This window comes from Agrobacterium sp. A3-95 (assembly GCF_053521785.1).
In genome coordinates this window covers 272,123-285,487 of sequence record NZ_JBNWDR010000001.1, presented here as the reverse complement: position 1 = coordinate 285,487, position 13,365 = coordinate 272,123, and the positions used below count along the sequence as shown (strand labels likewise).

17 protein-coding genes are annotated in these 13,365 nt (G+C 62.1%); 15 read left to right on the top strand and 2 right to left on the bottom strand.

The window, feature by feature from the left end; all coding sequences use genetic code 11:
- Positions 1 to 15: 15 nt before the first annotated feature.
- Positions 16 to 1,656 (bottom strand): alpha/beta hydrolase, encoded by a 1,641-nt coding sequence (locus ACQZ5Y_RS01435; protein ID WP_174049366.1) that lies wholly within the window; start codon positions 1,654 to 1,656, stop codon positions 16 to 18.
- Between the two features lie 253 nt (positions 1,657 to 1,909).
- On the opposite strand from ACQZ5Y_RS01435, the gene ACQZ5Y_RS01430 reads away from it, so the two are divergent.
- From ACQZ5Y_RS01430 to ACQZ5Y_RS01380, 11 genes are all read left to right on the top strand, one after another.
- On the top strand, positions 1,910 to 2,437 hold the full coding sequence (locus ACQZ5Y_RS01430) for a hypothetical protein (RefSeq protein WP_038490345.1): 528 nt from the start codon (positions 1,910 to 1,912) through the stop codon (positions 2,435 to 2,437).
- Positions 2,434 to 3,693, top strand: coding sequence for a DNA-packaging protein (locus ACQZ5Y_RS01425; RefSeq protein ID WP_162760775.1), 1,260 nt, complete (start codon positions 2,434 to 2,436; stop codon positions 3,691 to 3,693). The genes ACQZ5Y_RS01430 and ACQZ5Y_RS01425 overlap by 4 nt, the downstream gene beginning before the upstream one ends.
- Positions 3,694 to 4,143: 450 nt before the next feature.
- Positions 4,144 to 4,782: a hypothetical protein gene (locus ACQZ5Y_RS01420; RefSeq protein WP_113157955.1), complete on the top strand. Its 639-nt coding sequence runs from the start codon at positions 4,144 to 4,146 to the stop codon at positions 4,780 to 4,782.
- Positions 4,783 to 4,825: 43 nt separating this feature from the next.
- Positions 4,826 to 5,149, top strand: a complete 324-nt coding sequence (locus ACQZ5Y_RS01415) for a Dabb family protein (RefSeq protein ID WP_236762836.1) — start codon at positions 4,826 to 4,828, stop codon at positions 5,147 to 5,149.
- A 186-nt stretch (positions 5,150 to 5,335) separates the two neighbouring features.
- The gene (locus ACQZ5Y_RS01410; RefSeq protein ID WP_113157848.1) at positions 5,336 to 6,502 is read left to right on the top strand and encodes a phage portal protein; all 1,167 of its coding nucleotides are present in this window, start codon (positions 5,336 to 5,338) and stop codon (positions 6,500 to 6,502) included.
- 187 nt (positions 6,503 to 6,689) lie between these two features.
- Positions 6,690 to 7,010, top strand: a complete 321-nt coding sequence (locus tag ACQZ5Y_RS01405) for a DUF6107 family protein (protein WP_003512100.1) — start codon at positions 6,690 to 6,692, stop codon at positions 7,008 to 7,010.
- 41 nt (positions 7,011 to 7,051) lie between these two features.
- Positions 7,052 to 7,642 (top strand): HK97 family phage prohead protease, encoded by a 591-nt coding sequence (locus ACQZ5Y_RS01400; protein WP_065661221.1) that lies wholly within the window; start codon positions 7,052 to 7,054, stop codon positions 7,640 to 7,642.
- A gap of 37 nt (positions 7,643 to 7,679) precedes the next feature.
- Positions 7,680 to 8,948, top strand: a complete 1,269-nt coding sequence (locus tag ACQZ5Y_RS01395) for a phage major capsid protein (RefSeq protein ID WP_041694343.1) — start codon at positions 7,680 to 7,682, stop codon at positions 8,946 to 8,948.
- 112 nt (positions 8,949 to 9,060) lie between these two features.
- Positions 9,061 to 9,630, top strand: coding sequence for a head-tail connector protein (locus tag ACQZ5Y_RS01390; protein WP_174049273.1), 570 nt, complete (start codon positions 9,061 to 9,063; stop codon positions 9,628 to 9,630).
- Positions 9,631 to 9,633: 3 nt separating this feature from the next.
- Entirely contained in the window at positions 9,634 to 9,969 is a 336-nt protein-coding gene (locus tag ACQZ5Y_RS01385; RefSeq protein ID WP_065658132.1) for a phage head closure protein, read from the top strand.
- Entirely contained in the window at positions 9,966 to 10,361 is a 396-nt protein-coding gene (locus tag ACQZ5Y_RS01380; RefSeq protein ID WP_111783217.1) for a DUF3168 domain-containing protein, read from the top strand. The genes ACQZ5Y_RS01385 and ACQZ5Y_RS01380 overlap by 4 nt, the downstream gene beginning before the upstream one ends.
- Before the next feature lie 7 nt (positions 10,362 to 10,368).
- Here the strand turns inward: ACQZ5Y_RS01380 and ACQZ5Y_RS01375 are convergent, their stop codons facing one another.
- A complete protein-coding gene (locus ACQZ5Y_RS01375; protein WP_174049274.1) occupies positions 10,369 to 11,568 on the bottom strand; it encodes an MFS transporter in 1,200 nt (399 codons plus the stop codon).
- A 107-nt stretch (positions 11,569 to 11,675) separates the two neighbouring features.
- On the opposite strand from ACQZ5Y_RS01375, the gene ACQZ5Y_RS01370 reads away from it, so the two are divergent.
- The 4 genes from ACQZ5Y_RS01370 to ACQZ5Y_RS01355 all read left to right on the top strand — a co-directional run bounded on the left by ACQZ5Y_RS01370 (position 11,676) and on the right by ACQZ5Y_RS01355 (position 13,336).
- Positions 11,676 to 12,083, top strand: a complete 408-nt coding sequence (locus tag ACQZ5Y_RS01370) for a phage major tail protein, TP901-1 family (RefSeq protein WP_174049368.1) — start codon at positions 11,676 to 11,678, stop codon at positions 12,081 to 12,083.
- A complete protein-coding gene (locus ACQZ5Y_RS01365; RefSeq protein WP_174049275.1) occupies positions 12,083 to 12,439 on the top strand; it encodes a gene transfer agent family protein in 357 nt (118 codons plus the stop codon). The genes ACQZ5Y_RS01370 and ACQZ5Y_RS01365 overlap by 1 nt, the downstream gene beginning before the upstream one ends.
- Positions 12,436 to 12,657 carry a rcc01693 family protein gene (locus tag ACQZ5Y_RS01360; protein WP_173992440.1) on the top strand — a complete coding sequence of 74 codons (222 nt, stop codon included), beginning with the start codon at positions 12,436 to 12,438 and terminating at the stop codon, positions 12,655 to 12,657. The genes ACQZ5Y_RS01365 and ACQZ5Y_RS01360 overlap by 4 nt, the downstream gene beginning before the upstream one ends.
- 97 nt (positions 12,658 to 12,754) lie before the next feature.
- Positions 12,755 to 13,336: a phage tail tape measure protein gene (locus ACQZ5Y_RS01355; RefSeq protein WP_174049276.1), complete on the top strand. Its 582-nt coding sequence runs from the start codon at positions 12,755 to 12,757 to the stop codon at positions 13,334 to 13,336.
- Positions 13,337 to 13,365 lie beyond the last annotated feature (29 nt).

Here is a 13,365-nt window from a genome sequence, read left to right as displayed (position 1 = left end):
GACACGCCCGTCGCGTCACGCCGGATCGGTGGAGCCGCGGCGGGCCTTGAACAACATCTTGAGCCGCTGGATATCATCCGCATTCCAGCCCTGCGGTGCGGTTACCTCCATCCACGCATCGATATAGTGCTCCGGCGCGTAGACATGGCCGTAACCGATCGGCGCCGTGGTGGCGGCGGCAACATCAAGACCGAGCTGCAGCAGGGTCACGACGGGGAACCAACGGAAGGATGTGGAGACGTCAGGGCCGTGATGAACCATCCATTGCGGTCGCCGGTAAAGCGATGCGGCCTCGAAGAAGGTGATCGGGTCGCTGGCATATTGCAGATAGACGATGCGCATCGGCCCCCACTTCGCATCAGGCATATGCGCAGTGGTATATTGGTTGGCGAAGCGGATGACCGAGGAATCGCGGAAACGCGGCAGCCATTCCGGCGTACCCGCCACGCGCCCATTGGTGGCCATACGCCATGTGGGGCTGGAAAAGGGCGGACCGCTCCACAGCGCACCCTGGAACGGGTCCGAGAGCACGTCGTAAAGATCGGATGATTTCTGCGAGTTCAGCGAACCGAGGCTCAGCCCGTGCAGATAGAGTTTCGGGCGCGTCTCCTTCGGCAGGGTGGTCCAGTAACCGTAGACGGCCTGAAACAGCGCGCGCGCCGTTTCCACACCGTAATCCGGTTCGGTCAGAAGCGCGATCCAGCTGGAAAGATAGGAATATTGCACGGCAACGCTGGCGATATCGCCGTCATGCAGATATTCGACCGTATCAAGCGCTTCCGGATCGATCCAGCCGGTGCCGGTGGGAATGACGACCAGCAACACCTTGCGCTCGAACCCGCCAACCCGCTTCAGCTCCTCCAGCGCAAGTGCTGCCCTTTCCTCGGGCGTTGCCGCAGAATTCAGGCCTGCATAGACCCTGAGCGGTTCCCTGGCCGAGCGGTGGGTGAAGGCGGAAATCTCTTGTGCCTCCGGCCCGCCGGCCACGAATTCGCGGCCTCTGCGGCCAAGCGATTCCCATGTCATCAGGGAAGCGCTGCTGCCGGTTTTGAGCGCATCGGAAGGGCGCGGTACATCCGGCTCGATCAGCGCATCCACCTGTTTCAGCGAGGAATCGGCAAACTTCAGGCCGATATCGAAGATCAGACCGTTCAGCAGCATCCATGACAGCACGATGGCGGCGGCTATACCGAGCACATTGGCGAGGCGGCGCGGCAGGAAGTGACGGCTGCGCACCGAGAAGAATCGCCGGATGAGCTGGAAAAGCCGTCCAGCGCCGATGAGGAGGGCGGAGACCAGCACCGCAACGCCGCCGGTCTTGGTGGGGTGGGCGCTGGGCAACGGATCTAGCTCCATCAGGATACGGATGGAATTCTGCCAGTCTTTCGCCTGCCAAAGAAACGCGATCGCCGTTATCGCGCTGGCAAGGGCGATGAGAAAGCGGATGCTGCGCCGGTTATGGCGCGAGGGGTGGGGCAATTCCAGATAGGTCCAGATGGCGGTGAGCGCCACGCCGATCAGATAACCGATGGCAAAGGAAAATCCGCACAGCACACCCTGCATCAGCCATGTGCGCGGCAGAAGAGACGGCGTGAGCGAAGCGCAGAACAGAATAGTGCCAAAGACGATGCCGGTTGCCGAAAGACCCGCAAACAACCGCCCAACCCATTGTTTCAACAACTTGACTTGCCCCTTTTTCCCGCCGTCTGGCACGAGTGTAGTATGCGGCCGGCGAGGGTGCAAACCCTGTTCGAAGGATAAAAATCACAATCATAGGAAAATAATCCTTTACAGCGTGACGGTGGTTTGATAGGTTTAGGTCACAGTCGGAGATTTGCGGCTGAGCGGCAAAGGTCGGTTTAGCCGATGCTCTTTCCGCGACACGTCATTTCTCTCGCAGGTCCACCTCATGGCAAATATCTGCAATTGCGATCTGGCGCTCCACGGCGTCTGGCAGGAAAGCTGCGCCTATGGCGGCGAGGGCAGGCTGGAGGCCGCACCCGAGATAAAATCGCGGGCCGACAAGCTGGCTGCCGAAGATGCGGCGCGCAATGGCAATCTGCGGCAATTGCTGAACGAGCTGACGGTGGAGATGCGCGAACAGTTCTGCATGTACCGCAACCTGCGGCAGACAAGCGAAGCGGCATTTTTATCAACGGTGGAGGATGCCTCGGGCAAACAGGCGCGCGCCGACGTGAAGGCCGCAACGGATCAGCTTTCGCTGATTGTGCGCACACTGGAACGGATCGATGCCCTGCAACGGGTGCTGGCAGAAGAGAGGCAGGCTCTTGCCGGCGAGGACGAAGCCGATACCGAAGATTACGAAATGGCGGTGGCGCATTTCCTCAAACGCATCGACGAACTGGCGGAACAGAAATGCCACGCGAGGCTGGAGGCCGATCTGGCTCGTAGTGCATCTACAGAAGCTGACACATGACGGATGTTTCGAGCGAACCCCAACTGCAAAAGCAGGTCTTCACCCTTCTGCGCGACTGGCGTTTCATCGGCAACCTGCCGCAACAGCCGCCCGAGGGTGACTGGCGGACGTGGCTTCTGATCGGCGGGCGCGGATCCGGCAAGACCCGCGCCGGGGCCGAATGGGTGCACAGGATTGCGTCCGCCGGCAAGCAATCTGATCTGCGCATCGCGCTTGTTGCGGAAACCCTGGGGGATGCCCGTGAGGTGATGATCGACGGCATTTCCGGCATCTGCCGTATCGCCCGCCGTTGCCGCCCCGCCTTCGAGGTATCGCGCCGCCGGCTCATCTGGCCAAACGGGGCCATGGCGCAGGTGTTTTCCTCGGAAGACCCAGAAAGCCTGCGCGGCCCGCAATTTCACATGGCTTGGGCCGATGAACTTGGAAAATGGAAATATCCGCAGGAAACCTGGGACATGCTGCAATTTGGCCTGCGTCTGGGTGAGGCCCCACGGCAATTGGTGACGACGACGCCACGGCCCATTCCGCTCCTGAAGGCGCTTCTCGCCGACCCTTCGAGCCGGGTGGCCAAAATGCCGACGGCGATGAATGCGCTAAATCTCTCACCCGGTTTCCTGAAAGCCATGCACGACCGTTACGGCGGCACGCGGCTGGGGCGTCAGGAAATCGGCGGCGAACTGATTGATGAGCGCGAAGGCGCGCTGTGGAAACGTGCCGATCTGGAAGCAATTGTGGAAACCGACCATGAGCCGCTGGCGCGGATCGTGGTCGCGGTAGACCCGCCCGCCGGTATCGGTGAAAATTCCTGCTGCGGCATCGTGGCGGCCGGGCTTGGCATATCAGGCAAGTTGGTCGTGCTTGCGGATTGTTCGGTGGAAGGTGAAACACCGGCCGGCTGGGCGCGGGCCGTTGTCGCTGCCGTTCGCCGTCATGAGGCCGACCGGGTGGTGGCGGAAGTCAATCAGGGCGGCGAGATGGTGCGGGCAATGTTGCAGAGCATAGACGCCAATCTGCCGCTGACCCTGGTGCGGGCAAGCCGGGGCAAGTTCACCCGCGCCGAGCCGGTGGCGGCACTGTACGAACAGGGCAGGGTACGCCACGCCGCACGGTTTGAAAAACTAACCGACCAGATGGCGGATTTCGGACCCGACGGTCTTTCATCCCGACGCTCGCCCGACCGGCTGGATGCGCTGGTCTGGGCAATAACGGCGTTGACGACGAGTGTTGCGAGTGAGCCGAGGGTGCGCGGGATGTGATATAGGCGCTAATTGGCCCCATGAATGAGAGCCAATTGCCTATCTAGCCGATGCATATTGGTTCTTCTCCCCGGCGGGGAGAAGAAATCCGGGTCGCCGTTAACGCCCAAAATCGGACGTCTGGCAGATCCTACTTCTTCGGAGACTGCGCGGGTTTCGGCTGAGAACCGGTTTCGCGCATCTGGCGCCACTCGTTTTCGAGCCGGTCATAAACGGTCTGGGGGATTGTCGCTGTCATGGTGGCATTCCTCCTTGAATGGTCAACGCTGCGGAAGTGCGCGGTGAATGGAGTTAGCGCGCTAAGGTTCCGCAACTCAAGGAATTTTTTACCTCAAAACCCCGGTCAGCGGATTAAAATCGATTAGGATTTTTTCAAATCGATTTAGTTCTGATGGCCGTCATGTGGAAAAAACAAAGGGTGATATCGCCCCCGATTTTCAGGAGCCGGCTGTGGCCTATGACGAGGCGCGATTCTTCGCGTCGGTGCGAATTTCCATCTACGGTGGTCGCCTGCGAGCTACACAGCTTGACGGGACGAAGACGATCCTGGCCGGCTTCGGCAAGGCCCTGCCGGGCGGTGATCCCCGCTGGCTCGCCTACATGCTGGCCACGACTTTTCACGAGACGGCTGCGACCATGCAGCCGGTGCGCGAGACATTGGCGGCAAACGATGCCGAGGCGATCGCAAGGCTGGACCGGGCCTTTGCGGCAGGCAGGCTGCCCATGGTGCGCAAACCCTATTGGCGGCCAGACGCCGAGGGCAAAAGCTGGCTCGGGCGCGGTTTCGTGCAACTGACGCATCGCCGCAATTACGAGGCCATGTCGCAGCTGACCGGTGTGGACCTTCTGGCGCGCCCAGAACGCGCCATGGAACCGGATGTGGCAACCGCGATCCTGATCCACGGCATGGTAGCCGGCAGCTTTACCGGCCGGAAGCTTGCCGATGTCTTCGAGGGTAAGCGTGAGGATTGGGAGGGTGCGCGCGCCATCATCAATGGCCGCGACCGGGCGCGGCTTGTAGGGGACTACGGCCGGGCATTTCATCGCGCACTTTTGGCGGCGCGGATTGAACCGGCGCGGGCCAGATGATAACCCGTTAGCAAGCGCCGCAAGGGCCATATTCGAATTTTGCATGACAGGTGACACCGTGATCCGCCATATCGTTTTTTTCACCGTTCCCGAGGAAAACCGCGACGCCGTGCGCAAGGGGCTCTCCGGCCTCACCGCCATACCGCATTCGCTGAAGCTGGAAATCGGCGAGAATGTGAAGAAGGACCAATGGGGCAATTCGGTCGATTTCATCGTCTATGGCGAGTTCCAAAACGAGGCGGCGCTCGCGGCCTACAAAGCCGACCCCGCTTATGATCTTTCTACGCGCACGGTGAAGCCGCTGCGCGAGACGCGGGTTGCCGCTGATTTCAACAGCGATACGGCAGTGAAAGCGCCAATCCGGTAAGTTTCGTCAAGACTCGGGCCCTCCACCCTCATTCCTGTGCTTTTCACAGGAAGCCAGCCGACGCGCGTCTGCGCGGCGAAACGAGTGCTTTCAGTCCAAAGACTTGGGCTGGCTGAATCCCTGTGACGAGCACAGGGATGAGGGCCTGGCGGGAAACTGAGCCCGCATTAAAACAAGGACAATTCCATGCGATTTCCGTTTTCCCTGCCGTGGCGGCGCCCGGCGGATGGCAGAGCCGTGCCTGAACGCAAGACAGCGGCGGGCGGCTTCATGGCGGTTGCGCCGCAGGGTGGTCAGGCATTCTGGACCGGCCGCTCCTACGCCGCACTCGCCCGCGAGGGCTTCATGAGAAACCCGATAGCGCACCGCGCCGCCCGCATGGTGGCAGAAGCCTCCGCATCGGTGAGCTGGCTGCTTTACGATGGCGATGAGGAGATCGGCGATCATCCGCTGCTCGCACTTCTAGGCAAGCCCAGCGCTCATATGGGCGGGCCGGACTTTTTCGAGACGCTGTATGGCCATCTGATGTTGGCTGGCAACGCCTATATCGAGCCGCTAGTAGTCGGCGAACGACTGCGCGAGCTGCATCTTCTGCGGCCGGACCGGGTGAGCATAATCGAAGGCGCGGATGGCTGGCCCGTGGGTTACGATTATCGTGCCGAGGGCCGCGCCATCAGGCGCATTGCCTCTGAACGTGACGGGCTGGGGCTGCTGCACCTGAAGCTTTTTCATCCACTGGACGATCGGGCCGGGTTCGCGCCACTTGCTTCGGCGGGCGCGGCTCTCGATCTGCACAATGCCGCAAGCCAGTGGAACAAACGTCTGCTCGACAATTCCGCTCGCCCTTCCGGTGCACTGGTCTATCAGCCAAAGGAGGGTGGCAATCTCTCCACCGAGCAATATGAGCGGCTGAAGCGCGAGCTGGAGGAAGGTTATCAGGGCGCGATGAATGCAGGCCGGCCGCTTCTTCTGGAAGGCGGTCTCGACTGGAAGGCCATGGGGCTTTCGCCGCGCGACATGGATTTTCTGGAAGCACGCAACGGTGCGGCACGCGACATCGCGCTTGCACTTGGCGTGCCGCCGATGCTGATCGGCATTCCCGGTGACAATACCTATGCCAATTACCAGGAAGCAAACCGCGCTTTTTATCGTCTCACCGTGCTGCCGCTCGTCAACCGCACGGCGGCACGGCTCTGCGGCTGGCTGTCGCCGATTTTCGGCTCCGGGCTGCGGCTGGAACCGGATCTCGACAGGATCGCCGGTCTTGCCGGTGAGCGGGACGCTCTGTGGACAAGGATCGGCGCAGCGTCGTTTTTGACCGACGAGGAAAAGCGGGAGGCGGTGGGGTATTAGCCACCGTGCTTGAGCCACCGGGCTGCGTCTTCGACCAATTTCTGAACCAGCGGAATCGTTTTGTGAGGTTCGCCGTTAAAGCGATTCTGAAGACTCGCGAAATGGCGTTTTGAAACTGCACACCCGACCTGCGGGCGACGCGGCGCGTCTGTCCGATTTTTCACATCCTAAACCGGAATGATTACCCATGTCTGAATTCGCCAATGAAGGCGGCATCTGGGCCGCCCGCATCACCGGTGCCGTCGCAGGCGCGGGTGTGTCGCTCGTCTACCTCCTGCCGAAAAGCAAACGCGAGGCGGCGAGCCGTTTCGTGACCGGCGTCTCCTGCGGCATGATCTTCGGCGGCCCCGTGGGCCTGTGGATCGTGCAGCAACTCGAGATTGCCGGCGCGCTTTCCGGCCGGGAAATCATGGTGGCGGGCTCCGCCGCTGCCAGCATGGTGGCCTGGTGGGGGCTTGGCCTGCTGGTGCGCGTGGCCGACCGTTACAACGCCCGTCCGCGCGCTTAGCCTCCACGCGGCACCCCCTTTTCACATCGCAGGAGTTTCCCATGCACGTCTATCGCGGGCCGCGCCCCGCCACGCGCAAATTCGCCAATCTGGAACTGCGCGGCATAGCTGGCGACGGCACGTTTTCCGGTTATGCCAGCGTCTTCGGCGAGGTCGATCTCGGCCGCGACGTGATCGAGCGCGGCGCTTTCCGCCGCTCCATCGAGGAACGCGGTGCGGGCGGTATCCGGATGCTCTACCAGCACGATCCGGCCGAGCCGATCGGCGCATGGCGTACCATCCGCGAGGATGAGCGCGGGCTTTACGTGGAAGGTGTTCTCGCCCCCGGCGTCGCCCGTTCGCGCGAGGTCCATTCGCTGATGAAGACAGGCGCGCTGGACGGGCTTTCGATCGGTTTTCGCACGGTACGTTCCAGCAAGGAGGGGCGCTCCGGCAAGGCGGCACGCTCTGGCGTCAGGCGCATTCTGGAGGCCGATCTCTGGGAAATCTCTGTGGTGACCTTTCCGATGCTGCCGTCCGCGCGGGTATCGGATGTCAAACACGCCCGCTTCTTCCGCGACCGCGAAACCGAGCTGGTGCGCACCATGCGCCGCGCGGCGCGTTCGCTTTTCGACACAGCCTTCAAACGCTGACTTCCTCACAAACACTTCCGAAAACAAGGATGGCGACATGACAGACCAGATGACCAAACCGGCCGCAATGACGGTTGCGCCGCAGGTGAAGGCCGTGCCCGATACGATGACGGCGGCCTTCGACGAGTTCATGGAGGCCTTCGAGGCCTTCCGCGACACCAACGACCAGCGGCTTTCCGATATCGAACGCAAGATGGGGTCCGACGTCGTGACCCGCGACAAGCTCGACCGCATCGACAAGGCGCTCGATGACAACCGGAAGATCATGGACGATCTGGCGCTCAAGAAAGCGCGCCCGGCGCTCGGCCGCAAGCAGGCGCATTCCCTCGATACGGATGAGCACAAGGCCGCCTTCGAGGCCTATATCCGCCGGGGTGAGGAGGGCGCGCTGCGCGATCTGGAGGCCAAGGCCTTTGCCGGATCGACAGGCGCCGATGGTGGTTATCTGCTGCCCACCGAAACGGATGGCGAGATCGGCCGCCGCATGACGGCGATTTCACCGATCCGGTCGCTTGCGACCGTGCGGCAGGTTTCCACTGCCGTGCTGAAGAAGCCGTTTTCGCCGGGTGGATTTGCCACCGGCTGGGTTTCTGAAACGGCGGCTCGCCCCGAGACGACGACACCGAAGCTCTCCGAACTTTCCTTCCCGACCATGGAACTCTACGCCATGCCTGCCGCAACCCAGGGGTTGCTGGATGATGCGGCCGTGGATATCGAGGCCTGGATCGCCTCGGAAGTGGACATTGCCTTTGCCGAACAGGAGGCAGCGGCGTTCATCGCCGGCGACGGCACCAACAAACCGAAGGGTTTCCTCTCCTATACGGCCGTCGCCAATGACAGCTGGAGCTGGGGCAATATCGGTTATGTCGCCACCGGTGTTGCGGGTGGCTTCGCCTCCGCGGGGCCAATGGATGTGCTGCTGGATGCCGTCTATGGACTGAAGGCAGGCCACCGCCAGAACGGCAACTTCGTGATGAACCGCAAGACGCAAGGCGCGCTGCGCCGCTTCAAGGATACCAGCGGCGCCTATCTCTGGCATCCGCCCGCTGCCGCCGGGCAGCCCGCCTCGCTGATGGGCTTTCCCGTGATGGAGGCCGAAGACATGCCGAATGTCGCGGCAAACAGCTTCGCCATCGCTTTCGGTGATTTCCGCGCCGGTTACCTCGTGGTGGACCGCACCGGCGTACGCATCCTGCGCGATCCCTATTCGGCAAAACCCTATGTGCTGTTCTACACCACCAAGCGCGTGGGCGGCGGCGTGCAGAACTTCGAGGCGATCAAGCTGGTGAAGTTCGGGGTGAATTGACCACAATCTTCCCCGTCACCCCGGACCAAGTCGGGGGTGACGGCGTGCGGATGCTACATTTTCGCCAAACGCTTTCGGCCGGAATTCTTTCTGTCCCATATCCGGAGACCCCATGACCTATGCCCTCATTCATCCGCCGCAGGCGGAGCCGCTGACGCTTGCCGAGGTGAAGGCGCATTTGCGTCTCGACGGCGGCGACGAGGATGCGCTGCTGGCTGCGCTGATCCGTACCGCCCGCGAACATCTGGAACGTACGACGGGACTTTGCCTGATACGCCAGACCTGGCGGCTCTATCTCGACCGGTGGCCGCCGAGTGGCATGATTCTGATTGGTAAGGGACCGGTGCAAACCATCGAAACGATTCTGGTTTTTGACGGCCAAGGGCGCGTGGCCGACATCACAGCCGCCGACAGGTTGCTTGACGGCGAGGCGCGCCCGGCGCGGCTGTGGCTGCGCGACCCGCCAGCCCCCGGACGGGTGATGAACGGCATCGAGATCGACTTCATTGCCGGTTACGGTGAGGCGGGAACCGATGTGCCCGATACGCTGAAACGCGCCATGCTGATGCATGTGGCCCAGATGTTCGCCTTCCGCGGTGCCGTTGCTCTGGAAAATCAACCCGCAGCGGTTCCGGCCGGTTACGAGCGGCTGGTGTCGCCGTTCTGCCGTGTGGGGCTCTGAGCCATGAACCTCGTTTTTCTCGACCCCGGCAAGCTTACGGCGCGGTTGGAGCTGGAGGTGCGCAGTGAGGTACCGGACGGGCAGGGTGGGGCCGCGGAAAGCTGGAGTTTCCTGCGTTCGCTCTGGGCGGCTATCGAACCTGTTTCGAATGCCTCGCATGAGCGGGCCTCGGCTGAGGGCGTAACAATCACCCACCGCGTCTGGCTGGTCTGGCGCAGCGACATTGCTGCCGGAATGCGCTTTCGCAAGGGACGGCGCATTCTGGCGATCCGGGCCGTGATGGATCCGGACGAGACCCGCCGTTTCATCGTCTGCCGCTGTGAGGAGGAAAGCCCGTGAGTGCCGCAAATGTGCTTCTACAGGCGATTTTCGCAAAACTTTCCGGCGACGCTGCTCTGATGGCGCTCATCCCCGGCGGTATCGTCGACCGGCTTTTGCCGCGCGCCATCCTGCCCTTGATCGTTATCGGCGAACTTGAAAGCCGCGATTACTCGACGGCGACGGAAAAGGCCGAAGAACATTTTCTGTCGCTGGACATCTGGAGCGATGCCAATGGCCGCAGGTGCGCGGGTGAGATTGCCGGGCGGGTGAAAACCCTGCTCGACGATGCCACCTTTCCACTTGTCGGTATCTCGCTCGTCAATCTGCAGCTTCTCTCCAGCCGTTCGCGGCGGGATCCGAAGACACGGAACTTCCTCGCAGAAATGCGTTTCAGGGCGGTAACGGAATAGGGTCGGTTCAGGAATTCTGTTTGCGCACGGTGCGCCAGAGCACGATCAGCAGCAGAAACGAAATGCTGATCAGCACGGCGGCGATGGTGAGCATGGCCGCCACCCCGCCGCGATCCAGCGCCAGCGTGAAAATGACGGGCGCCACGGCAATGGCAAGGTTCTGCGGCAGGGAGATACGCGCGGCCTGAAGGCCATATTGTTCCGGTGAAAATACTGCGAGCGGCAACACCGCGCGACTGACGGTGAGCACGCCCGCGCCAAAGCCGAAGAAAATGATGAAACCGATGAAAGCGGGCATGGCCGGGGCAAAAACGAGCAACAGCACGAAGGATGCGAGCAGCATACCTAAGCCGATCATGCAGGTGACGAAGGGATTGCCGTGTTTTCCAAGCAGAAAATCCAGCCCGCGCGCCATGATCGCAAGCACGCTGCGCACGGCTGCCAGTTGCACGGCGAGCGATTGCGATGCGCCGGCATGGACCAGCAGCAGAGGCAGGAGCGGCGAAAAGCCAAAGGCTGTGAAGGCGCTAAGTGTCGTCATTGCCGCCAGAAGCAGAAAGGCGCGCCGCGTATCAACAGGCGATGTCGAGACCGCAGCGCCTTTCGAAGTGCCCTGAGTATTGCTCGTCCTTCGTCCGGGAAGGACAAAAACATAGAGTGGCAGAAGCACGAATATCTGCAGACAGGCATATACCAAAAGGGTGCCGCGCCAGCCCAGGTGCTGATCTACGACGGTGGTGACGGGCAGGAAAACCGCTGCCGAAAGTCCGGTAAACACCATCAGAAGCGTCAGCGACCGGCCACTTTCCGCGCCGACACGTTCCACCACAGCGGTATGGGCCGCCGTCGTCAGGCCGCAGGTCGCGGCCAGACCCATCACGATCCAGCCGAGGACGTAGCTGATCACGCCGCCCGCAAAGGCGAGCACGACAAAACCCGCCGTGAAGAGCAACGAACCCGCCACAAGAACAGGGGCGGCACCACGGCGCACCAGCGTTCTTCCCAGAAGCGGGCCGCAGAGGGCGCTGATCGTCATCATCACGGTGAGACCGGCAAAAACGATCTCGTTTGCGATGGCCAGTTCCTGTCCGATGCGTGGCCCCAGTATGGCCAGCATGTCGAAACCGGTGCCCCAGCTGACGACCTGCCCAACCGCAAGCACGCCGATAAGGCGCGCGCGAGACGTGAAGGGGGTGGCATCAGACATGATGAAAATCGCGGGTGCGAGATGCGGGAATGCTTTTGGTAGCAGGCCAGTTGCGACCCGGCAACATCAAACGAGACGACATCAATCGAAACGAGAGGGAGAACACCATGGTGGCGCAGAAGGGCAAGGACCTGCTGCTGAAGTTCAACAACGCCGGCTCCTATGTGACCGTGGCGGGGCTCAGAACCAAGCGTCTGGCCTTCAACGCGCAGGCGGTTGATATTACCGACGGCGAAAGCGCCGGGCGCTGGCGCGAGCTTCTGGCCGGCGCCGGCGTGCAGCGGGCATCGCTGACGGCGTCGGGCATCTTCAAGGATCAGGCAAGCGATGCCCTGGTGCGTGGCGCATTTTTCGCCGGCTCCATTCCGGGCTGGCAGATCGTCATTCCTGACTTTGGCACGATCACCGGGCCGTTCCAGATCGTCGCGCTCGAATATTCCGGTCGCCACGATGGCGAAGTGCAATTCGAGACCGCGCTGGAATCGGCCGGTTCCCTTAATTTCGGAGCACTGTGATGCCGCAAGGGTTACGTTACGGGCGGGCGAACCGCCATCGCGGCGAGATCGAGGCGCTGATCGATGGCGAAAGGCGCGTTCTTTGCCTGACGCTCGGCGCTCTCGCCGAACTCGAAACCGCCTTTCAGGCCGATGATCTCACCGCGCTCGCCGAACGTTTCGCAGCCGGACGTATGAAGGCAACCGATATGATACGGGTGATCGGCGCAGGTCTGCGCGGCGCGGGCAACGTGTTTTCCGATGAGGACGTGGCCGCAGCCACGGTGGAAGGCGGCGTTGTCGGCCACGCCGCCATCGTCGCCGATCTCCTGACAGCCACCTTTGCCAGTTCGAGGGGCACGCCGCCGGACCCTTGAGTGCCGCAGCAGGTGAGGTGGGCGATCTAACGCCGCGTCCTTTTCCTTGGGGGGCGGTAATACACACCGGTTTCCACCTGCTGCGGCTTTCCTCCGAAACCTTCTGGCGGCTGACGCCAAGGGAATTCTTTGCCATGACCGGCGGTATCCGCCCCGCTTTCCACACCCTCGACCGCCCGGCGATGGATGCGATGATGCGGCGGTTTCCGGATGGGTGAGTGTGGTTTGCCATTTTGGGGGACGTGCATCTTTCGTGAAAACGACCAGGCAATTCAAACATCTACGGCTCTGTTTTGAATCAGAAAGGCAAGCGTGATGGCAGGCGAAGTATCGATTGCGGACAGTCGCGAGGAAGCGGAAGCGCTCTCGGAGGTGATGGGTGATCTCGAACGGCGTTCCGAGCGGTTCGGGGCGGCGTTGACTTCTGCCATGCAGGCCGCGGTGACGGGCGGCAAGGGGTTGGATGACTTGTTGCGCGGGCTTGGCGAACGGCTCTCCGGCATTGCGCTTTCCGCCGGGCTGAAGCCGCTTGAGAACATGATCGGCAATGCTGTGGGCGGGCTTTTGAATGGCGGCGGTTCGCTGTTTGCCTTTGCCGATGGCGGGGTGCCCGGACGCAGTATCACGCCCTTTGCCGATGGCGGTGTGGTCGCAAGCCCGGCCTTCTTCCCGATGGGCGGCGGGCTTGGCCTGATGGGCGAAGCGGGTGCCGAGGCGATCCTGCCGCTGAAGCGTGGTTCGGATGGGGCGCTCGGTGTTGCCGCACCGGCGGGTGGCGGCGGCGCGCAGATCGTTTTCAATGTGACGGCGACGGATGCGGCGAGCTTCAGAAAAAGTGAAGGCCAGATCGCCGCCATGCTGGCGCGCAGCGTCGGGCGTGGCCAGCGCGGCCTGTGACGGATTGAACCTCCTCCCTGCAAGACCTC

Coding starts and splice junctions, on each gene's coding strand:
- ACQZ5Y_RS01365 (WP_174049275.1), top strand. CDS start 12,083: ATGCCGCAAGGGTTACGTTACGGGCGGGCGAACCGCCATCGCGGCGAG.
- ACQZ5Y_RS01405 (WP_003512100.1), top strand. CDS start 6,690: ATGTCTGAATTCGCCAATGAAGGCGGCATCTGGGCCGCCCGCATCACC.
- ACQZ5Y_RS01415 (WP_236762836.1), top strand. CDS start 4,826: ATGACAGGTGACACCGTGATCCGCCATATCGTTTTTTTCACCGTTCCC.
- ACQZ5Y_RS01385 (WP_065658132.1), top strand. CDS start 9,634: ATGAACCTCGTTTTTCTCGACCCCGGCAAGCTTACGGCGCGGTTGGAG.
- ACQZ5Y_RS01430 (WP_038490345.1), top strand. CDS start 1,910: ATGGCAAATATCTGCAATTGCGATCTGGCGCTCCACGGCGTCTGGCAG.
- ACQZ5Y_RS01425 (WP_162760775.1), top strand. CDS start 2,434: ATGACGGATGTTTCGAGCGAACCCCAACTGCAAAAGCAGGTCTTCACC.
- ACQZ5Y_RS01410 (WP_113157848.1), top strand. CDS start 5,336: ATGCGATTTCCGTTTTCCCTGCCGTGGCGGCGCCCGGCGGATGGCAGA.
- ACQZ5Y_RS01390 (WP_174049273.1), top strand. CDS start 9,061: ATGACCTATGCCCTCATTCATCCGCCGCAGGCGGAGCCGCTGACGCTT.
- ACQZ5Y_RS01370 (WP_174049368.1), top strand. CDS start 11,676: ATGGTGGCGCAGAAGGGCAAGGACCTGCTGCTGAAGTTCAACAACGCC.
- ACQZ5Y_RS01395 (WP_041694343.1), top strand. CDS start 7,680: ATGACAGACCAGATGACCAAACCGGCCGCAATGACGGTTGCGCCGCAG.
- ACQZ5Y_RS01355 (WP_174049276.1), top strand. CDS start 12,755: ATGGCAGGCGAAGTATCGATTGCGGACAGTCGCGAGGAAGCGGAAGCG.
- ACQZ5Y_RS01375 (WP_174049274.1), bottom strand. CDS start 11,568: ATGTCTGATGCCACCCCCTTCACGTCTCGCGCGCGCCTTATCGGCGTG.
- ACQZ5Y_RS01400 (WP_065661221.1), top strand. CDS start 7,052: ATGCACGTCTATCGCGGGCCGCGCCCCGCCACGCGCAAATTCGCCAAT.